General features: G+C 66.8%; 20 protein-coding genes and 1 riboswitch. Of the genes, 13 read left to right on the plus strand and 7 right to left on the minus strand.

Annotation, left to right across the window (positions count from 1 at the left end; all coding sequences use genetic code 11):
- Nucleotides 1-14: 14 nt before the first annotated feature.
- Nucleotides 15-575: a Pycsar system effector family protein gene (locus tag AC0QC4_RS02410; RefSeq protein WP_483658117.1), complete on the minus strand. Its 561-nt coding sequence runs from the start codon at nt 573-575 to the stop codon at nt 15-17.
- Between the two features lie 173 nt (nt 576-748).
- Between AC0QC4_RS02410 and AC0QC4_RS02415 the strand changes: the two genes are divergently transcribed.
- The 7 genes from AC0QC4_RS02415 (at nt 749) to AC0QC4_RS02445 (ending at nt 8,237) form a co-directional block, all read left to right on the plus strand.
- Entirely contained in the window at nt 749-991 is a 243-nt protein-coding gene (locus AC0QC4_RS02415; protein ID WP_483658118.1) for an acyl carrier protein, read from the plus strand.
- 97 nt (nt 992-1,088) lie between these two features.
- Nucleotides 1,089-2,288 (plus strand): serine palmitoyltransferase, encoded by a 1,200-nt coding sequence (gene spt / locus AC0QC4_RS02420; protein WP_483658119.1) that lies wholly within the window; start codon nt 1,089-1,091, stop codon nt 2,286-2,288.
- A gap of 134 nt (nt 2,289-2,422) precedes the next feature.
- Entirely contained in the window at nt 2,423-3,082 is a 660-nt protein-coding gene (locus AC0QC4_RS02425; RefSeq protein WP_483658120.1) for a CDP-alcohol phosphatidyltransferase family protein, read from the plus strand.
- A gap of 55 nt (nt 3,083-3,137) precedes the next feature.
- Nucleotides 3,138-3,893, plus strand: a complete 756-nt coding sequence (locus AC0QC4_RS02430; protein WP_483658121.1) for a sterol desaturase family protein — start codon at nt 3,138-3,140, stop codon at nt 3,891-3,893.
- Nucleotides 3,844-4,269, plus strand: coding sequence for a DUF2141 domain-containing protein (locus tag AC0QC4_RS02435; protein ID WP_483658122.1), 426 nt, complete (start codon nt 3,844-3,846; stop codon nt 4,267-4,269). The genes AC0QC4_RS02430 and AC0QC4_RS02435 overlap by 50 nt, the downstream gene beginning before the upstream one ends.
- 77 nt (nt 4,270-4,346) lie before the next feature.
- On the plus strand, nt 4,347-7,763 hold the full coding sequence (locus tag AC0QC4_RS02440; RefSeq protein WP_483658123.1) for a CHAT domain-containing protein: 3,417 nt from the start codon (nt 4,347-4,349) through the stop codon (nt 7,761-7,763).
- Between the two features lie 84 nt (nt 7,764-7,847).
- The gene (locus tag AC0QC4_RS02445) at nt 7,848-8,237 is read left to right on the plus strand and encodes a limonene-1,2-epoxide hydrolase family protein (RefSeq protein ID WP_483658124.1); all 390 of its coding nucleotides are present in this window, start codon (nt 7,848-7,850) and stop codon (nt 8,235-8,237) included.
- Between the two features lie 36 nt (nt 8,238-8,273).
- On the opposite strand, the gene AC0QC4_RS02450 is transcribed toward AC0QC4_RS02445, so the two are convergent.
- The gene (locus tag AC0QC4_RS02450; RefSeq protein ID WP_483658125.1) at nt 8,274-8,534 is read right to left on the minus strand and encodes a hypothetical protein; all 261 of its coding nucleotides are present in this window, start codon (nt 8,532-8,534) and stop codon (nt 8,274-8,276) included.
- 103 nt (nt 8,535-8,637) lie between these two features.
- Between AC0QC4_RS02450 and AC0QC4_RS02455 the strand changes: the two genes are divergently transcribed.
- Nucleotides 8,638-9,501, plus strand: coding sequence for a MipA/OmpV family protein (locus AC0QC4_RS02455; RefSeq protein ID WP_483658126.1), 864 nt, complete (start codon nt 8,638-8,640; stop codon nt 9,499-9,501).
- Nucleotides 9,502-9,623: 122 nt separating this feature from the next.
- Complete coding sequence (locus AC0QC4_RS02460) at nt 9,624-11,183, plus strand: flavin-containing monooxygenase (RefSeq protein ID WP_483658127.1); 1,560 nt, start codon at nt 9,624-9,626, stop codon at nt 11,181-11,183.
- Here the strand turns inward: AC0QC4_RS02460 and AC0QC4_RS02465 are convergent.
- Nucleotides 11,123-11,458, minus strand: coding sequence for a hypothetical protein (locus tag AC0QC4_RS02465; protein WP_483658128.1), 336 nt, complete (start codon nt 11,456-11,458; stop codon nt 11,123-11,125). The two genes, AC0QC4_RS02460 and AC0QC4_RS02465, sit on opposite strands and share 61 nt — an antisense overlap.
- 191 nt (nt 11,459-11,649) lie before the next feature.
- Here AC0QC4_RS02465 and AC0QC4_RS02470 point away from each other — a divergent pair, with 191 nt between their 5' ends.
- The gene (locus AC0QC4_RS02470; protein WP_483658129.1) at nt 11,650-12,837 is read left to right on the plus strand and encodes a hypothetical protein; all 1,188 of its coding nucleotides are present in this window, start codon (nt 11,650-11,652) and stop codon (nt 12,835-12,837) included.
- A gap of 7 nt (nt 12,838-12,844) precedes the next feature.
- Here AC0QC4_RS02470 and AC0QC4_RS02475 read toward each other — a convergent pair whose 3' ends face one another.
- From AC0QC4_RS02475 to AC0QC4_RS02485, 3 genes are all read right to left on the minus strand, one after another.
- Nucleotides 12,845-14,074, minus strand: a complete 1,230-nt coding sequence (locus AC0QC4_RS02475) for a cytochrome P450 (protein WP_483658130.1) — start codon at nt 14,072-14,074, stop codon at nt 12,845-12,847.
- 67 nt (nt 14,075-14,141) lie between these two features.
- A complete protein-coding gene (locus AC0QC4_RS02480) occupies nt 14,142-15,176 on the minus strand; it encodes a zinc-dependent alcohol dehydrogenase (protein WP_483658131.1) in 1,035 nt (344 codons plus the stop codon).
- Nucleotides 15,173-15,586, minus strand: coding sequence for a DUF4267 domain-containing protein (locus tag AC0QC4_RS02485; protein ID WP_483658132.1), 414 nt, complete (start codon nt 15,584-15,586; stop codon nt 15,173-15,175). Before AC0QC4_RS02485 ends, AC0QC4_RS02480 begins: the two co-directional genes overlap by 4 nt.
- 122 nt (nt 15,587-15,708) lie before the next feature.
- Here AC0QC4_RS02485 and AC0QC4_RS02490 point away from each other — a divergent pair, with 122 nt between their 5' ends.
- Nucleotides 15,709-16,590, plus strand: a complete 882-nt coding sequence (locus tag AC0QC4_RS02490; protein WP_483658133.1) for a LysR family transcriptional regulator — start codon at nt 15,709-15,711, stop codon at nt 16,588-16,590.
- 124 nt (nt 16,591-16,714) lie between these two features.
- On the opposite strand, the gene AC0QC4_RS02495 is transcribed toward AC0QC4_RS02490, so the two are convergent.
- Nucleotides 16,715-18,076 (minus strand): flavin-containing monooxygenase, encoded by a 1,362-nt coding sequence (locus tag AC0QC4_RS02495; protein ID WP_483658134.1) that lies wholly within the window; start codon nt 18,074-18,076, stop codon nt 16,715-16,717.
- Nucleotides 18,077-18,265: 189 nt separating this feature from the next.
- Here AC0QC4_RS02495 and AC0QC4_RS02500 point away from each other — a divergent pair, with 189 nt between their 5' ends.
- Nucleotides 18,266-19,198, plus strand: a complete 933-nt coding sequence (locus AC0QC4_RS02500) for a M23 family metallopeptidase (protein WP_483658135.1) — start codon at nt 18,266-18,268, stop codon at nt 19,196-19,198.
- Between the two features lie 69 nt (nt 19,199-19,267).
- A complete protein-coding gene (locus AC0QC4_RS02505) occupies nt 19,268-19,867 on the plus strand; it encodes a thiamine biosynthesis protein ThiC (protein ID WP_483658136.1) in 600 nt (199 codons plus the stop codon).
- A 65-nt stretch (nt 19,868-19,932) separates the two neighbouring features.
- A riboswitch (TPP riboswitch) is annotated at nt 19,933-20,038 on the plus strand.
- The last annotated feature ends 5 nt before the right edge of the window (nt 20,039-20,043 follow it).

Raw genomic sequence — 20,043 nt, forward strand, 5'->3', positions numbered from 1 at the left:
CGGACCCCGGCCTGTCACCGCCAGTACAGGACTGCCCGCTCGGCGACGAACACCAGCAAAGTCAGCGTCAATCCCACGACGAAGGTCCGGTAGGCGAGTGCGAGATAACGATATTTCCGCTGCGCCAGCACCGTGCCATTCTGGTGGATGTCGCGCAGCATCGCCTCCAACAGGTCATCTTCCGCGATCAGCTTGTGCTTTGCGGCTTCGACGAACGCATCTTCGTCCATCCGGCTGAAATTGCCGAAGAACAGGAGGTTGCTGCCTGGTTCGAGCGGCTGCTGGTGGGTGACGCGCGGCAGCACCGCGGTTACCGCCAGCACGGCCGAGACAAAGGCGAACAGCGCCAGTACCCACAATGCCGCCGGCATGGTGGCGCGCCCTGCCTGGCCGATCGACACGGTGAACACCACGAAGGTCGCGCCCATCAGGATCGATGCCTTCTGGTCGGCCATCTGGCTGAGCTGCATGGTGACCTGCTGCAGCGTTCGGACAAGGTGGATGCCGTTGGGGGAGTAGGTCGGCGGAGACGCATGCGCTTGTACAGATGCATTTTCACCGAACGACTGGACCATATTCCCCTCCCTGCTGCCCCGGCGCCATGGTGCGCGCTCGATCCCGCCTGTGCAACCCGCGCCGCGCGGCGCGCATTTGCCTGCGACTTGCTTAGGCCCGAATATCGCCGCAATAGGTGCCTAACCGCTCACCGCATCACGCCCGCGTGCCGGGCATCACGGGAATAGATTTCATGTCCGACCGCACCGCCACTGCACAGGCGATCCACACCCTGATCGAACCGTTCAACAAAAAGGGTGTCGCGCTGACCGATGCCACCACCTTTGCCGGCGATCTGGAGTGGGACAGCCTGACGGTGATGGATTTCGTCGCGGCGGTCGAAGATGAGTTCGACATCGTCATCACCATGAACATGCAGGCCGAGATCGAGACCGTCGGCCAGCTGATCGACGCAGTGGACAAGCTGAAGGCCTGAACTAGCTCCGTAGCCCGCGAGCCTGTCGAAGGGCGCTTGTCTGCCTTGGCGCAAGACGCCCTTCGCCAAGCTCAAGGCTACGGTATTGGGATTTGAGATGACCGACCTTTTCTCGAAATTCGATCCCATCATCGAACAGCGCGCGGCGCTGCTCGAAACCGGGGTGACCGATCCGTTCAATCTGGTGATGCAGGAAGTGAAATCGCCGACCGTTGCCATCTGCAACGGGCGCGAGACCATCCTGCTCGGCACCTATAATTACATGGGCATGACCTTCGATCCTGACGTGATCGAGGCGGGCAAGCAGGCCTTCGACGATTTCGGTGCCGGCACCACCGGCAGCCGCGTGCTCAACGGCACCTTCCGCGATCATCGCGATGTCGAGGCGGCGCTGCGCGAATTCTATGCGATGGACCATGCCATGGTCTTTTCGACCGGCTACCAGGCCAATCTCGGCATCATCAGCACCATCGCCGGCAAGGGCGATTACATCATCCTCGACATCGACAGCCATGCCAGCATCTGGGACGGCTGCAGCATGGGCAATGCCGAGGTCGTGCCGTTCAAGCACAACGACGTCGAGGCCTTGGAAAAGCGGCTGAAGCGCCTGCCCGCCGAGGCCGGCAAGCTGGTGGTGCTGGAGGGCGTCTATTCGATGATGGGCGATGTCGCACCGCTCAAGGAGATGGTCCGCGTCTCCAAGGAAGCCGGCGCGATGGTGCTGGTCGACGAGGCACATTCGATGGGCTTCATCGGCGAGCTTGGCCGCGGCGTCGCCGAGGAGCAGGGCGTCATCGATGACGTCGATTTCATCATCGGCACCTTCTCCAAGAGCGTCGGCACGGTTGGCGGTTTCTGCGTTTCCAACCACCCCAAATTCGAGGTGCTGCGCCTCGTCTGCCGCCCCTATGTGTTCACCGCCGCCTTGCCGCCGAGCGTGATGGCGTCGAGCGCGGCGTCGATCCGCAAGCTGATGCGCGGCAGCAACAAGCGCGCACATCTGTGGGAAAACAGCCGTCGGCTGCACGGCGGGCTCAAGGCACTGGGCTTCAGCCTCGGCACCGAGACGCCGCAGAGCGCGATCATCGCCGTGATCATGCCCGATCTGGAAAAGGGCGCGATGATGTGGGAGGCGCTGCTGGAGAACGGCCTCTACGTCAATCTCGCCCGCCCGCCCGCGACCCCGGCCGGCATGACCCTGCTGCGCTGTTCGCTTTGCGCGGAGCATAGCGCCGAGCAGGTCGAGGACATCCTCGGCCGGTTCGAGCGCGCGGGCAAGGCCGTCGGCATCATCTGATCGCGGCCGGATGGCGCGTTTGCGGGGCGCTTTGGCCCGTCGCGCGAGCGGCGCGGCTTGCACTTCTGTAACAAAAGTTTCATGGGGGCGCGCGGGGTGGCGTGTGCGGCCTGATGGCGCGCTTCGGAGAGACCATGACGACACCCCCTGTCCAGCGCATTCAGCGTAATCTGCTCGCCGCCGGCGAACGCCGCCTGCTTACCTGGCTGTCCGGACGCATGCCGCTGTCGGTAACGCCCGACCGTCTCACCACGCTCGGCTTTCTCGGCGCCGTCGGCGTCGGTGCCGGCTTTGCCCTCAGCAGCTTCGACCGCAACTGGCTGTGGGTTGCCGTGGTCAGCCTGTTCATCAACTGGTTCGGGGATTCGCTGGATGGCAGCCTCGCCCGTTTCCGCAAGATCGAGCGGCCCAACTTCGGCTATTTCATCGATCACAGCAGCGACGCGCTGGGCAATCTGTTCATCATCGGCGGCATCGGCCTCAGCCCCTATGTGCGGCTGGATATCGGGCTCTATGCGCTGGCGGCCTATCTGCTGCTGTCGATCCACACCTTCCTCGCTGCCAAGGTGACCGGCGAATTCAACCTGACCTATCTGTCGGGCGGGCCGACCGAGCTGCGCATCATGCTGATCGCCATGGCCATCTGCATGTATGTCTGGGGCGTCGACTATCTTGGCACCTCGGCCTTCACCGGCTTCGACGTCTTCGCTTTCGGTATCGCCACGGTGCTGCTGGCGCTGTTCGTCGTCCAGACGGTGGTGACAGGGCGCAAGCTGCGCGCGCTGGGGCGGTAACGGCCCATAGACCAGCCTTGGCAAAGCCGGGACCGGGATGGCATAGCCACCGGCGATGGATGTGCTGACCTCCCTGCTGCTTTCCGCTGTGGCCATGACCGTCATCGTCGGCGTGCGCTATCTCGCTACGTCCGGGCTGTTTGCGGCGATCACCGCCCGGGTGCGGCCGGGCCTTTATGCCGGCATGGCGCCGCAGATCCGGCGCGAAATCTGGTGGAGCATTGCCAGCGCCGCCATCTACGGCATCCCCGCCGGCGTGGTCGCCTGGGGCTGGCAGCAGCGTGGCTGGACGCGCATTTACACCGACTGGGCGGATTACCCGCTGTGGTATGCGCCGCTGTCCGTGCTGCTCTATCTCGCCGCGCACGACACATGGTTCTACTGGACCCATCGCTTGATGCACCGGCCCTGGTGGTTCAAGCGCATGCACGCGGTGCACCATGACAGCCGCCCGCCGACCGCCTGGGCCGCCATGGCCTTCCACCCCTGGGAGGCGCTGACCGGTGCGCTGGTCATCCCCGCGCTGGTGTTCGCCATCCCCATCCATGTCGCCATGCTGGGGACGGTACTTGCCATCATGACGATTATGGGCGTAACGAACCACATGGGGTGGGAATTGTTTCCGCGCTGGCTGGTTAACGGCCGGGCAGGGAAACATCTGATAACGGCAAGCCATCACCAGCGTCATCATGCGGAGTATCGCTGCAACTATGGCTTATATTTCAGATTCTGGGATCGGCTCTGCGGCACGGACCGCGGGCTTGGCAGTTTTGGTAGCACTGGCGCTGGCCGGGCCGCTGCACGCGACTGATCCGGCCGGCACCTCGCTCGAGCTGACTTTCGACAATGCCCGCAACACGCGCGGCATGATCCGCGTCTGCCTGACCGCCAACCGCCGGCATTTCCCCGACTGTTCGGGCGACAGTGCGGCGCGCACCCTGTCGGTACCGGCGAGCCAGGCGAGCGTCCGGTTCGACGGGCTGGTGCCGGGCACCTATGCCGTATCGCTGATCCACGACGAGAATGGCAACGGGCGGATGGACATGGCGCTGGTGGTGCCGCGCGAAGGCTTCGGCTTTTCCCGCAATCCGCGCATCGGCATGGGCCCGCCGCGCTTCGATGCTGCCGCCTTCACCATCGGCACCCAGCCGGTGCAGCAGCAGGTGCGCATCCGCTACATGCTGTGAGCCCCGCCACAGCGGCGATTGTCCTTCGCGAATAGCATGTTACCCTGAACAGCGGCATCGCTTCGAGGGGGGCAGGCATGCGGGGACCAACGGCAATCTTTCTGGCGGCAGCCGCGCTTGCTGCCGCACCGGCGCAGGCGCAGAAGACCGGCACGGCATCGCCCGCCGCCCGGCCCGCTGCCGCGCCGGCCGCCGACGCTCTGCCCGCCGACCCCGACGCCCGCTGGGCCGCGCTGATCGCCGCGGCAGAGCAGGACTATTATCGCGATGACAGCGACGCCATGGGCCGCGCCGCCGCAGAGGCGCTGGCACTGGCCGAGGCCCGCTATCCGGCGGGCGACGTCCGCATCGCCCGCTCGCTGATCCAGATGGGGAGCTGGCACATCATCGGCACCCGCCACAGCGAGGGCGAGGCGGTCTTGCGTCGCGCGCTGGCTATCCTCGATGCAGCCGGACAACGCGACAGCATCGACGGGGCGATGGCGCTGTCCTATCTCGGCGAAATCCGCATGCAGCAGGGCGCCTATGCCGAGGCGGAGGCCATGTTCGCCGAGGGCCTTGCCATCGCCCGCCGTCGCGCCGGCGATGGCCACGCAGAGACCGCCCGTCTCGTCTACATCTATACGATGCTTCTGCAATGGATGAAGCGCCCCGGCGAGGCCGAGCCGATGGTCGAGCGCGCGCTGGCGGCCGGCCGCGCGCAGCTCGGGCGCGATCATCATAATATGCTGCTGCTGGAGGAGGCGCTGGCCGCGCTGATGCTGATCACCGACCGCGACGAGCAGTCGCTGGCGATCTATCAGGACATCGTCGCGCGCGCAGGTCGTGCGCTCGGCCCCGAGCATCGCACCACATTGGGCCTCACCGCCAACATGGCGACCATATTGGTCGACATGGGCCGTTACGGCGAGGCCGAGCCGGTGATGCGCCGCGCCATCGAGGCGCGCAGCCGGCGCCTTGGCGCGGACAATGGCGAGGTGCTGGGCAACCGCATCGCGCTGGCCGACCTGCTCTCCGCGCGCGGCGACTATGCCGAGGCCGAGGAAATCGGCACCGAGGTGCTGGCCACCGTCGAGCGGCGGTATGGCAGCAACCATCCGCTGTCCGTCGCCGCGCTGGAACTGCTCGCCCGGATGACGCTGGTGCGCGGCGACACGGCCGAGGCACTGTCGCTGCAGCAGCGCGCGTTGGCGGTCCGCCGCGCAGTCGAAGGGCCCGATTCGACCACGACCCTCGTGTCCGAGATCAACCTCGCCGACATGCTGCTCGCCAACGGTGCCTACGCCGAAGCCGAGCCCCTCTACCGGCGCTATGTCGCCGCAATGGCGGCCAGGCTAGGCCCGGACAGCGCCGCCGCGCTGGCTGGGGAGGCGCGGCTGGTCGAGCTGCTTCATGCCAGCGCCGACCATTCACGCAGCATGGCGGCGGCAGCCGCGCTGCTGCCACGCATGGCCGCAGTCGATGGCGCGGACCATCCGCTGACCATCCGGGTGCAGTTCATGCTTGGCTGGGCGCAATGGGGGGCCGGCAACAAGGAGGAGGCGCATGCGACCCTGAGCGACGCGCTGGCCCGTGCGATCGCGGCACTGGGCCGCACGCACCCCACGACAACGCAAATGGCAGCGAGCCTTGCCCATCTGCGACTCGAACTGCCGGAGCGGCGGGCGCAGGCAATCGAACCGGCGGTGATCGTTGCCGATGCGCTGCGCAGCCGCCAGCGGCGCGACGCCGGATCGAGCGACACGCGCCGGCAGACAATCGCGGCGCTGTATCGCGCGTCCGACAGCGCCAATCTGACGCTGGTCGCCGATGCCCTGTGGGCGGCGCGGACCCGCGAAAATGGCGAGCGGACGGTGCTGCGCGCTTTCGAGGCGCTGCAGATCGCGACTGCGGGTGGTACCGATCAGGCGGTGCTGCGTACTGCAGCGCGACAGACGGCTGCCGCACGTGGCCCCGAACTCGCCGCGCTGGTGGAGCGGCGGGAGGCCGGCGAAGCGGCCTGGCAGCGCGCCAATACGGCGCTGACGGCCGCTCTGGTCGGCGCGGGCGAGGATGCGGACGCGTTGCGCGTACAACGGCGCGCAGAATTGCAGTCGGTCGAGCGCGACCTGCAGCGCATCGATGCCGATCTCAGAACCCGTTTTCCCGACTATTTCTCGCTGATCCGGCCCGAAGCGATCAGCCAGCAGGCGACCCAGTCGATGCTGGGGCCCGACGAGGCGGTGCTGATGATCGTGCCGACCGACTATGGCACGCACGTGATGGCGCTCAACAGCACCGCGGGCACCTGGGTGCGCGCCGACATCACTGCCTCCCAGGTCGACTGGAGCGTGCGCCGGCTGCTGTTCGATCTCGGCGCGCCGGTCGATGTCAGCATGAGCGAAGCGGCCGCGTGGCAGGAGGAAGGCGGGCGCGGCTACCCCTTCTCCCGCCGCAATGCCTGGATCCTCTACACCCACCTGATCCAGCCGGTGCAGAGCATATTGGAAGGCAAGCGCCATGTCTTCGTCGTCACCAGCGGGTCCCTGACCAGCCTGCCGCTGGGCGTGCTGGTGACCGAGGAGCCGACCGGTGCCGATGGCGACCCGGCGAGCCTGCGCGCGACCCACTGGCTGGCAGACCAGTACGCGCTGATCCGCATGCCGACGTTGCAATCGCTGCAGTTGCAGCGCCGGCTGCTGGCCGAAACGGCTGGAACCACGCAGGTCAGCGGCTTTTCCGGCTTCGGCGATCCGCTGCTCGACGGGCAGGCCGCCACCCGGGGTGGCGGGCGCGGCGCAACCCGCAGTGCCGCGACGCGGATGGGCGATGTCTTTGCCGCAAGCGCAGCGAGCGCGACCGGAACGGTGCCGCTCGCCAATATCGCCCAGCTCAAGCGGCTGGCGCGACTGCCCGGCACCGCGACCGAACTCGCCAACATGCGCAGTGCCTTGGGCGCGCCCGCCCGGTCGGTACGGCTCGGCGCGGCCGCGACCGAAAGCGCGATCCGCTCTGCCGACCTCAGCCAGACACGCATCCTTGCGCTCGCCACCCATGGACTGATGGCGGGCGAGATCGACGGTGCGGTCGAGCCGGGGCTGGTGTTCACCCCGCCTCGGGAGGCGTCGCCCGACGATGACGGCCTGCTGACTGCATCGGAAATCGCCGGCCTCAGGCTCAACGCCGAATGGGTGATCCTGTCCGCCTGCAACACCGCCGCCGGAGACGGCAGCGAGGGCGCGCCCGGCCTGTCCGGACTGGCGCAGGCCTTCTTCTTTGCCGGCGCGCGCACCCTGCTCGCCTCGCACTGGCCGGTGCGGGACGATGTGGCGGCGCGGCTGACCGTGCGGACAATCGAAATCCAGCGCGACACACCCGGCCTGAGCCGCGCCGAGGCATTCCAGCGAGCGATGCAGGAAATTCGCAACGATGCCAGCCACGACACCACGATCGATACCTGGGCGCACCCCAATGCCTGGGCACCGTTCACGCTGATCGGTGACGGGGCACAATAAGGCGCATGGCTGCGAAGCGGCATTGACGTTGCTTGCGGCTTGGGCTCTTATGTAGCGATTGCTACACAAGCGCAGGAGCCGATCATGGATGCAGACGATTCTCCGCTGGCCATCGCCACCCGCTTCCTCAAGCTGATGGAGCCGCTCGATTATGACAATGCGGTCAAGCTGATTGCGCCCGATTGCGCCTATACCAATCCGCCGCCCATCGGCACCGTCACCGGTCCGGCCGGCGTGCGCGCGGTGCTCGAGCCCTTTTTCGCGCCGACGCTGGAGAATGAGTTCCGCATCCTGCGCGCCGCGGTGAATGGCAATGTCGTCATGTTCGAACGGCTCGACCGCCACCGGCTGGCCGACAAATGGGTCGAGCTGCCGGTGACCGGGGTCTTTGTCGTCGAGGACGGGCTGATCACCTACTGGCGCGATTATTTCGACGCTGCGACGATCATGGGGCAATGGCCGCAGCCGGGGTAGGCCCCACGTCCCGATTTAACCCGACCAGAACAGACTCTAGTCGCTCGCATCCTCGCCCTGCGGCCGCGGCGCGTCCGCGACCTGGCGGTAGAGGCTGCGGACCAGCGCGACATTGACGATGGCCAGCAGGCCGAACAGCCCGCACGCCGCGCCGGTGACCAGCGCCACCATGCGCCATTCGGCCGGCCCGGCGCGCACCGCCAGCATCGCGACGAGGCAAAGCGCCAGCAGCGCCCAGCCGATGCGGCGGGCGCGTTCGATCAGCGGCGGTTCGGCCTGACGGGGCGGTTGGTCCATGCGCCGGGCCATAGCAGCGGCATGGCCGCTGACCCAGCTTTTACGGAAACCTTTACGCCAACGTGACGTTATGGTCGTTCCCTTGCCTGAAAGGACCGGCCCCTTGCGCCTGCGCACTGCCCTGCTGCTCACCCTGTTGCTGACCGCTGCCCCCTTCCCCGCGCTCGCGCAGGATGCGGAGGCAACTATCGACGATCAGGCGACGCCCACCGTGTTCGATGGCGACCATCTCATCATCGGTATCGGCGGGGCCTATCTTCCCTCGTACGAGGGCTCGGACGATTATCTGTTCACCGCTGCGCCGCTGTTGCGCGGTAGCTGGGGCGGGCTGGATTTCGAGAGCCGCGGCACCGGCCTTGCCGTCGGTGTCATCCCCAATCCCAACGACAGCAGCGTCAATCTGCTGCTCGGCCCCGCGCTGCGCCTCAACCTCGATCGCACCAGCCGCATCAAGGACCCGGTGGTGCGCGCGCTGGGCGAAAAGGACGTCGCGGTCGAGGCCGGCGGCTTTGCCGGCATCGCCTTCGACGGCGTGCTCAACCCCTATGACACGGTCACCGCCCGCGTCGACGTGCTGACCGACGTCAGCGGCGAGCATGACGGCACCACCATCACCCCGTCGATCGGCTATGCCACCCCGCTGAGCACGGCGATCTATGCCTTCGTCTCGCTGGAAGCGACACATGCGTCGGGCAATTACACCGACAGCTATTTCGGCGTGACCCCGGCTGGCGCGCTGGCCAGCGGCCTGCCCGCCTACACCGCCACCGGCGGCTGGAAGAATTGGGCGACCACCGTCGGCCTCAACTATGATCTGTCGGGCGACATGCGCGACGGCGGGCTGGGCCTGTTCGTCGGCGGCAGCTATTCGCGACTGCTCAACGATGCTGCGGATAGCCCGATCGTCCGCCTGCGCGGCGACCGGGACCAATGGTTTGCCGCAGCGGGGCTGACCTACGCCTTTTGAGCCCGGCGCCTCCGGACAATCCCGGCTTTTGACCGGAATCAATTCTCCCCCTTGCGCTTGCGGTAAGGTGCGCTTGTGGCATCATGCGTGCCAACAGAAGCGCAAAGCGGGGAGAGTGAGAGATGGCCGAGTCGGCGGTTGCGGAGCGCCCTGCTCCGGAAAGCGATACCACCCATGTCGACGTGCTGATCGTCGGTGCCGGGATTTCCGGCATCGGATCGGCCTATCATCTGCAGGATCAGTGCCCGGGCAAGAGCTATGTGATCCTGGAGACCAAGGACAGGTTCGGCGGGACGTGGGAGACGCACAAATATCCCGGCGTCCGTTCGGACTCGGACCTCTACACTTTCGGCTACCGCTTCAAGCCATGGGTCGGCACCCCCATCGCCACGGCGGACGAGATCCTCAAATATATGGGCGAGGTGATCGAGGAGAACGGCATCGACGCGCATATCCGATACGGCCACACCATCACCGCCTGCCACTGGTCGAGCGCCGACAATCTCTGGACGGTGGAGGCCACCCGCAAGGCCGACGGTGCCATGCTGCGCTTCACCTGCAATTTCCTGTGGATGTGTCAGGGCTATTACAACCACAATGACCCCTATCTGCCCGACTGGGCGGGGATGGGCGACTATAAGGGCATGCTGGTCCATGCGATGAAATGGGACCCGGCGACCGACTATGCGGGCAAGCGGGTGATCGTCATCGGATCGGGCGCCACCGCGGCCACCGTCATCCCGGCGATGGCCGAGACGGCCGCGCATGTGACGATGCTGCAGCGTTCCCCCACCTATTTCTTCTGCAGCGAGAACAAGAATGAGCTGGCCGACAAGCTGCGCGCCGGGGGCATCGACGAGCCGACCATCCACCGCGTGGTCCGCGCGCAGATCATGTACGATCAGGACCAGCTCACCCGCCGCTGCCAGGAGGAGCCGGAGGTGGTGGTGGAGGAGTTGCGCGAGCTGGTGCGCGCCTTCACCGGCAAGCCCGACTTCCAGTTCGAGCCGCATTTCACGCCCCGCTATCGCGTGTGGCAGCAGCGGCTGGCCTTCTGCCCCAATGGCGACATCTTCCAGCATGCGGTGGCGGGCCGGGTCAGCGTCGTCACCGACGAGATCGAGCGCTTCACCGAAGCCGGCATCCTCACCAAGGGCGGCGAGCATCTCGAGGCGGACATCGTCATCGCCGCCACCGGCTTCAAACTCTCCGTACTCGGCGGCATCCCCTTCAGCGTTGACGGGCGCGCCATCGACTGGGCCGATACCGTCACCTATCGCGGCATGATGTTCACCGGCGTCCCCAACATGGCGTGGGTGTTCGGCTATTTCCGCGCGAGCTGGACGCTGCGTGTCGACATGATGGGCGATTTCATCTGCGCGCTGCTCAACCATATGGACGCGCGCGGCGCGCACAAGGTGGAGGTGGCGTTCCGCCCCGAGGATGAAGGGATGGAGATCCTCGACTGGATCGAGAGCGACAATTTCAACCCCGGCTATCTGGTCCGCGACCTCGACAAGATGCCGCGCCGCGGCGCCAAGGAGGAATGGCGCCACAACCAGGATTATTGGGCCGAACGCGATGCCTTCCCCAGGATCGACCTGGAGGGAAGCGAGTTCGTCTATGACGGCCAGCGCCGCAATGCGAGCGCGGATGAACGGGTGGCGGAGGCGGCGGAATAGTCAGGCGGGCGCGTCGGTCGCTCACCGCCGCGCCCGCGCCACCATGGCGTCTCGGGCATGTCCGTGGAAACCCGCCCCGGAAACTCCGGCTGCCGCTTGTCGAGGAAGGCCGCGACGCCTTCATGCACATCGGCGCGCTTGCCCAACGCGATGTTGAGCGCGGCATCGACCGCGAGCGCGCCGGCCGCGCTGTCCTCTGCGCCGAATTGCCACAGCATCCGGCGGGTCAGCGCCAGCGAGACCGGCGCGCAATTACTGGCGATGTCGAGCGCCATCTTCCGCGCCCGTGCCACCAGCGCGTCAGCGAGGGTGACGTTCGTATTCTGAGCCTCGACCGGCCGATACCATCACCGTAGTAGGCTATGGACACAGCCGGAATATCTACCATAACGGCGGTATGCGCAGCGCATCCATTGGTCATCGCGTCCGCTGCGCAGGCAGCATCGTCAGACGGCTTTGCTGGGCGATGCCAGCAATTTTAGTCTTACTGCATGCGCCGGATGTTAAGGCTGAACAAGCCCGGTCCCCATCGATGTTCGATCTAGTGACGGGGGGTATGGATGCACCGCGCCGCACACAATTCTGCGCCTTTGTCGCGCGGATGGCAGCAACAAATGCTGGAAATGCAATAGACCCTTCAGTCCGTGCGACGCGTGCCGCTTCGGCCAGGCAACTGATGGTCCGCCTGGAAGCGTCTTTGGCTGCGGCCGATGCCCCACTCTCGGCCGAGCAACTTGAGGCCATCGAGCGCGAAAATGGGACGGCGTTCGGCCTGCTCAGCTATGCTCCTTCGCCAGCACTGCGTGACGCCGTCGAGGCGAATGGTATTGGCGACGTTGTCGGGTTGCTGATCGTCGAGACAGTCAGCCATTGCAACGCGATGCTCGATGGTGCTGGGGTGCCCGCTGCACCGTTGGTTGCGGTAGAGCCGCCGCCGTTCCAATGGCGCGGACAGACAGCAGAGCAATTGTTCGCCAGCGGCGGGCTGTTCCCCTTCGCCGCCAAGATTTGCGTCGGCAGGACAGTCACCTCTGCCGATTTCGCCGGGGCACCACTCAGCCAGCGCGGCGTAGAAGGCATGTCCCTACTCGACTGGGCGATGGCCTGTGCAGATAAGACCGCTTACTCAGCATTGCTCGACGCCAATTTCGACGCCACAGACGCAGGGCTATTCGGTGAGAAACCGCTGGTCCTTGCCGCACGGGAGACTGATCGTTGGTATCTCGCCACACTATTGTCCCACGGCGTACCCGCCGATAGCGCGGGCCTTCGCGGCTCGGCCTTGACAGAAGCTTGGGATCCAGCGGCCGAAGGCGGTGGCGAAGCCTACGCCATGCTCCGGGCTGCCGGTGCATCGCTAGATTTTCCTGATTACCGTTCGTCTATGTGGAACCAATGGAGCATTTTTAGACGCTGGGAAGCAATACTGGCGCATTGGGAAGAATTTGGCAGTGATCCGGTCGCACTCGGGCGATCAATAAGTGTGGAGTTCGAGCGCGATGGCCGGACGCGTGGCAGCCGGGCTGCGTTGGAAACCATCCGCCAGCGACTGACGTCCCAGTATGGCGTCTGCTTTCCGGTCGGCCCGACTAGGCACTTTGGCCGCGACGAGCGCGGCTACCTGATCCAACCCAACTGCCCACCGCACGGCTGAACGCCGCTCATTGCTGTTCGAGCCTGACCGGCATGGCGGTGAAGCCGTGCAGGAAGGGGCTGGCCAGCCGGGTGGGCGCGCCATCGGGGTGGATGCGCAAGCGGCGGCTGACAATCTCCTCGATCAGCGTGCCGATCTGCACCTCCGCCAGCCGCGCGCCGACGCAGCGGTGGATGCCATGGCCGAACGCCAGATGCCGCCGCGCATTGTCCCGCCCGACATCGAAGTGCTCGGCATCGGGGAAGACGCTCTCGTCGCGGTTGGCGGAGATATACCATAGCACCACCTTCTCGCCCTCGCGGATGCGCTGCCCGCCCAGCTCGGTATCGGCGAGCGCGGTGCGGCGCATGTGGGTGACCGGCGATTGCCAGCGGATGATCTCCTGCGCGGCATTGGGGATGAGCGACGGGTCCGCGCGCAGCCGGTCGAGCTGGTCGGGGTAGCGGTCCAGCGCCTCGATCAGCCCGCTCATCGAGTTGCGCGTGGTATCATTGCCGCCGACGATCAGCAGCGCGATATTGGCGATGCGCTCCATCGGCGTCATGTTGCCCATCGCCTCGCTGTGGACCATGCGACTGAGCAGATCGTCGGTCGGCGGCAGAACGCGGCGCGCCTCCAGCTCGCGGTCGAAGCGGGCCAGCATCTCGCCCATCTGTACCATGAACTCGGCGCGATACGCATCGTTGAGGTTCTCGGCCGATACCCCGCTCGCCCAGTCCGACCAGCGCTTGATGTCGCGCCATTCGTCGAACGGCATGTCGAACAGGATGCACAACATGCCCAGCGTCTGCGGGATCGAGACCCGCTCGACCCAGTCGAACCTCTCCCCCACCGGCAGACCGTCGATCAGCTCCTTGGTCCGCTCTCGCACTTGGGCGTCGTGCTTGCCCATCTGGCTGGGGTTGAAAGCCGGCGCGATCACCCGCCGCTGCGCGGTATGGACCGGCGGATCCTCTGCGATGAAATTGGGGAAGGCCATTTCGTTGACCGAATCGGCGATGGTGATGTTGCCCTTGTCCCAGCGCGAGGTGAAGACGTCGTGGCGTAGCTCCACCTCCTGCACCAGTGCATGAGTGACGACCGACCAATAGCCGCCGAACGGGCTGTCCGGGCACCAGCTGACAGGCATCTCGGCGCGCAGCTTTGCGAAAGGCTCCCGCCAGCGATCCTCGACATAGAGCGCATCGGCGCTGACATCGACGGGGTTGACCGCTCGCCCTTCGATAATGGTCGCCATGTCCGAACCCTCCCGCTGCTTTGCGGCAGGATGCAGCCATTGGGCGGCCAACTCAACAGCCGAGCGTTTACCGCAGGAACACGATCTTCGGCCCCGCTTCCGTCATCGCCTCGGGCGCGTCGGCGAAGCGGGCGAGGCGGTGGGTCACCGGGGCAGGGTTCAACTTGCCGCAGGCGATGCAGCCGACCACATCGTGCAGCAGCGCGCGCGATTGCACCCGGCCGGTGTGCAGCGTCAGCCCCTTGTAATAGGCCTGGTGCAGCGGCACCGGCGTGGTCGTGCCCAGATGGATACTGACCACGGTCAGCACGCCATTGGCAGCGGTCGACTGGATGGCAAAGGCCAGCGCGGCGGCATCGCCGGCGGCTTCCACGACGATGTCATATTGCTCTTTCGGGCTGCGGCCATCGCCCAGCGCAAGCGGCTGCGCGATGGCACCCAGTGCCTGCGCGCGGGCGCGGCGGTCCGCATCGTCGTCGAGATAGACGGTGGTGCCCGCGCCCAGCGCCACCGCTGCGGCGACCGCATACAGGCCCACGCTTTGTGCGAGGCCGCCGATCACCAGCACCGATGCACCGGGCCGTTCGGCGAGCGGCGCAGCGACGCCGCGCCAGCCATCCGCGATATTGTCCGAACAATTGGCGGCGATCTCGACCGGCATGCCATCTGGCACCGGCACCAGCATGTGATCGGCAAAGGGCACCCGCACCAGATCGGAAAAGCCCCCGCCGAAATCGGGCCGCGGCCCGGCGGCGAGGCCGTATGCGGCATAGGGCGGAAAGGCCGTGCAGCTATTGGTCCAGCCGCGGCGGCACGCGTCGCAGCGACCGCAGGAGAGCTGGAACGGCACGATCACCCGCGTGCCGGGCGCGACGCCGGCCGCAGGCCCGGCATCGACCACCTCGCCCACCATCTCATGCCCGAAGGCGAACGGGCCGGGGAAGGGCACGCGGCCGGTGGCGATATGCAGGTCCAGATCGCAGCGCGCGACCGCCAGCGGCCGGACGATGGCATCGGTATCGGATGCAAGCATCGGCGCGGCGACATCGCGCCATTCGAAGGCGCCGGGGGCCAGGAAGGTGAGCTGTTGCATGCCGGTCATGACGCACTCTTTCGCGCCAGGCGCAGCAGCAGCAGCGCCGTCACCGCCAGATAGGCGGCGATGGCGAGATGGCGCGCCACGATGCTCGCCGATCCGCCCGCCGCGCTGACCTGCGCCGCATCGGCCATCGGCATGATCACCGCGACAGCGGCGAACCAGCCCAGAGCCGCGAACTGGCGCAGGCCGAGCAGCACCGCCGGTACCAGCGCCAGAAACAAGGCGCGGCTGGCATAGACGGTGACGAAGGCGCTGTTGGCATCGGCCGCGCCGGGCGTGCCGAAGCGGGCGACGAAGGCGGTGGGGGCTGCAAAGGCCTGCCACGCGTTGAACAACATCATCGCCACGATCAGCGCAACCAGCCACACCGCCAGGCTGCGCACTGGAAAGGGGGAAACGGGGATAGCGCTCATGCTGGCCTCCTTGGTCGATGCCCATCGCCTACCACTGGCCCAGCTTGCACCGCCATGTGCGATATTGCATGATAGTCCTGCGAAAACGCACATCGTGAGGATTTCTGAGGAGTTTGCATGCCATGCCCATGCCGGACGCTGCCGATTGCGATGCGTTGGTGGCGCTTTGCCGCCATGGCACACTGAGCGCGGCGGCGAAGAAGCGTGGCGTTGCCATCACCACCATCGCCCGCCGCATTGCCGCTCTGGAGGCGGCGACCGGGCTCAAGCTGATCGACAAGCGCGCCAGCGGGGCAGTGCCGACCGAGGCGGGGCGCGCGCTGGCCGCAGCCTCCGACGGGCTGAGCGCGCAGCTTGACCGCATCGCCCATCTGGCCGCATCGCTGCGCGGCGGCACCCGCACCCGGCCGATCCGCGTATCGGCGACCGAGTTCATCATCTCCGACGTGCTCGCCCCGTCGATGATGCAGTTGACCGGCGGGCGCAGCACTGTGCCGGTCGAGCTCAGATCGGAAGCCGATATCGTCAGCCTTGCCGCGCGCGATGCCGACATCGCGGTGCGCATGGTCCGGCCCGAAGGCGCGAGCCTGATCATCCGCAAGCTGCCGGCGCTGACGCTGTCGCTCTACACGACCCGTCGCTACCTCTCCGCCAATCCGCAGGCTCTTGCCGATCTCTCGCGCGCGCATCTGCTGAGCTATGACGACAGCTACGGGCCGCTGCCGGAGACGGCGTGGATCGAGGAGCGCCGCCTGACCGGCGCGGTGCAGCTGCGCACCGGCAGCACGCGGGCGCTGCTGACCGCCACCCGCAACGGCGCGGGCATCGCCCTGCTGCCCGACGCCATCGCCGCGCGCGATCCGGCGCTGGTGCAGCTTGACGCCCGACTGGCGGTGCCACCACGCACGCCGTGGCTGACCTTCCATGAAGACATGCAGCGCGATGCCGCGCTGCGCCACGTCGCCGACTGGATCGAGCACTGTTTCAGGCGGCTGGTGGGGTAACCCTCGGTTCCCCGGGCTTATGCGAGTGATCCGCAGCCCTGAGCCTGTCGAAGGCCGATTCTCAGTGAGGCACAGCGCCCTTCGACAAGCTCAGGGCTGCGGTTTGAATCGAGAGGTGCAGTTCTTAAGCCGCCTCGCTCACCCGCCCCGGCACCGGCAACCGGTTACCCGCCGCCGCCGCGCGCTTCGCGCCCTTGGCCAATTCCTTCTTCAGCGCGCGCACATAATGGTCGAAATCGAGCTGGATGGTGTGTCGCCGTGCCTGGTAATAGCCGCCCGTGTAATATTCCTCATCGGCGGCGATGATGCGCTGCATCTCGGCTTGCGATGGTGGCGCATAGCTGCCGGCCAGATAGCCCGCGACCAGCTTCGATTGCTGCTCGGCGAAATTGACCAAAGTCGGCAGCGGCTGGGCAAGGCCCATGTAGAACAGGTCGGGCACTCCGGGCTTGATGATCCGCTTGAACAGCGGCGGCGGGCGGTTGTCGCTGTCGGCCTGCAGCGCGGGATCGTCGAAGAAGGGGAATTTGATGTCATAGCCGGTCGCCCAGACGATGGCGTCGAGCTGTTCGCGGCTGCCATCGGTGAAGACCACGCCGTCGCCGTCGAGCCGTTCGATCCCCGGCTTCATCGTCAGGTCGCCTGATCCAGCGCGCAGCAGGAATTCGCCGGAGACGGTGCCATGGCTCTCGAACGGGCCGATTTCGGGCTCGGGCAGGCCATAATCGCTCATCCGCCCGACCAGATTCTTGACCATCCGCGCGCCCAGCCACAGCCGCAAGCCCTTGGGCATCCATGCCGGTGCGGGGTTCTTGTCGAGCGGCTGCCCGCGGTAATATTTGGGGAAAATCCACACGCCCCGCCGGGTCGAGACGAACAATTTGCTGGCGATCGGGCGCTGCGACAGCTCCGAGGCGATGTCCATCGCGCTGTTGCCCATGCCCACCACCAGCACCCGCTTGCCGACGCAGTCGATCGGCTCGAACGGGGAGCGATACTGGTGGCTGTGGATCTGCGGGCCATCGAACGTCCCCGGATACGCCGGGATGCGCGCCGCCCAGTGATGGCCGTTGGCGACAGCAAGCGCGTCATAGGCCAGCGTCTCGCCGTTCGACAGCGTCACTTGCCAGCCGCCGCCTTCCTGCCGCGCCGCCTTTTCCACCCGGGTGTTGAAGCGGATGTGCCGCCTGAGGTCGAAATGATCGACATAGTCATGGAAATACTGGAGCAGTTGCGCATGGTGCGGATAGTCGGGCCAATCGGCCGGCACCGGATAATCCTCGAACGCCAGCCGCCACTTCGACGTGTCGATATGCAGGCTCTTGTAACAGGCCGACATGCCGTTGGGATTGCCGAAATACCAGTTGCCGCCGATGTCGTCCGACGCCTCGTAGATGGTGAAGGGTATGCCATGATCGGCCAGCCGCTTGGCGGTGGTAAAGCCGGAGCATCCGGCACCGATGATGCAGACGTGCGGCAAGGCCATGATCGCTCTCTCTCCCCTATGTTTGGGGTCGAGTATCCGCATGCTGCCTCGCTCTGTCCAGCGTTGGTTGACGTTTACGTGAGCGGGAAGAGCTGCGCCCGCATTCGGCCACCGCATCCGCGTTGCGCGTACCGATCGGCTGCGGCATAGCAGGGCTCTCTCGGGACATTGACCATCGGAGCGATTCCCGTGAGCCCTCTTTTGCTGCTGCAATTTCTCGCGCCGCCGCTGGCTGTCGCCTGGCTGGCGTTCGGGCGACCGGTGACCGCGACCGACCTGATGCTGCGCACGGCGGCCGCCGTGCTGGTGCTGCTCGCCGCCGCGCTCGCCGGAACCTGGCTGCTGCTGCCGCGCATGGTCGTCGTCCCGCTCGGCCTGCTGCTGCTCGGCGCGCTGTTCATGGCGCTGCGGCCGCTGGCGCGTCAGGCGCCGCCGACCCGGATCGGTGGCCTGGCCTGGGCGGGACGGGCGCTGTGCCTTTCGGTCACTGTCGCCGCAGGCTGGGTGGTGGTGCAGGGGGTGAGCGGTCGATCGCCGCCGGACCGGCCGGTCGATCTGGCGCTGCCCTTTCTCGAAGGCCGCTATCTGGTGACGGCGGGCGGCGCCAACGCGCTGCTCAACACGCATGCCGCCGCCGGCCAACCGCAGGCGCAACGCAGCGCGGTCGATCTGGTGCGTATCGATGGCTGGGGGTTCCGTACCCATGCCGCGACCCCCTTCAGCCAGCCCGACGATGCGGCCGCCTATCGCATGACCGGCACCACCGTTGTCGCGCCGTGCAGCGGGATGGTGGACGCGGTGGTCGACGACCGGCCCGACCTGCCGGTCAACGCACCCGCCGAGGCCGGCGCGCTCGGCAATCATGTCGTGCTGCGCTGCGCAGGCCTCGCCATCGTGCTCGGCGGCCTCCGCCAAGGCAGCATCCTGCCCGCCGTGGGCGCGCCGCTGGCGCGGGATGAGCCGATCGGCGTCGTCGGCACCAGCGCCGGCGGAGAACCGCACCTGCACATGCACGTGCAGCGCGCCGCCGCCCCCGGCCTGCCCCCGCTCTCCGGCGCGCCGCTGTCGTTCCGGCTGAGCGGCGGCTACCCGGTGCGCAACACCCAATATCGGGTACGCTGAGCGCTGTAACCGCCAGCCCCGTTGCCGCGAACACCCCATATCCGTTTCTTCATCAAACAGGGGCAAATCATGGAAATCACGCATAGCCGCACCGTGCGGATCATCGCCGCGCTGCTCGTCGTCGCGACCATTACCCAGTCGATCTACACCGCGCTGTACGTCGCCAAGATGGATGTGCCGCGGCAGTTGCTGTGGGGCACCGAGGGCATCCTCTTCTCGCTGCTTGCCGCACTGGCCGGGGCGGCGATGGTGCGCTCCAAGGCGCTGACGCTGGCCTTTGCCGCCATCGCTTTCGGCGCGGTGCTCAACATCGTGCAGGTCGGGGTCGGCCTGACCCTGTTCGGTCCGTTCGGGGAGGCCGCCGATGCGGTCCCCGCACTTGCCCCGGCGGCGGGCGCAACGGTCGCCTTTGCCTTCTTCGTCTATAACGCCGCCAAGATCATGCTCGGCCTCGCCGCGCTGGTCGCGGGCCTGGCCCTCACCGGGCGCGGCAGCAAGCTGCTGGGCGGCGCGACCGTGCTGGTCGGCGGCATCGCGCTGATCGCCAACGCAGCATCGCTCGCTGGCGGAACCGAGGTCTTCGGGGAGCTCCCGCTGGCCGGCGGCTCGGGCGTGCTGGCAACGCTGCTGCTGGCGCTGAGCCTGTTCGGACTCGCCAAGGACGACTGATGGCGCGCGGGATGCGGCGAACCGTCGCATCCCGCTCGACTTGCGCGCACGCCCGCGCTATCCCGTCACCATCCCCGGGGAGCCGCTTGGCTGAGAGGGGCGGTTAGCATCGCCCGACCCGTCGAACCTGAACCCGTTAGCACGGGCGGAGGGAGCGGTGTCGCATGTTCCGGCCC

Source organism: Sphingomonas sp. jy18 (assembly GCF_056931895.1).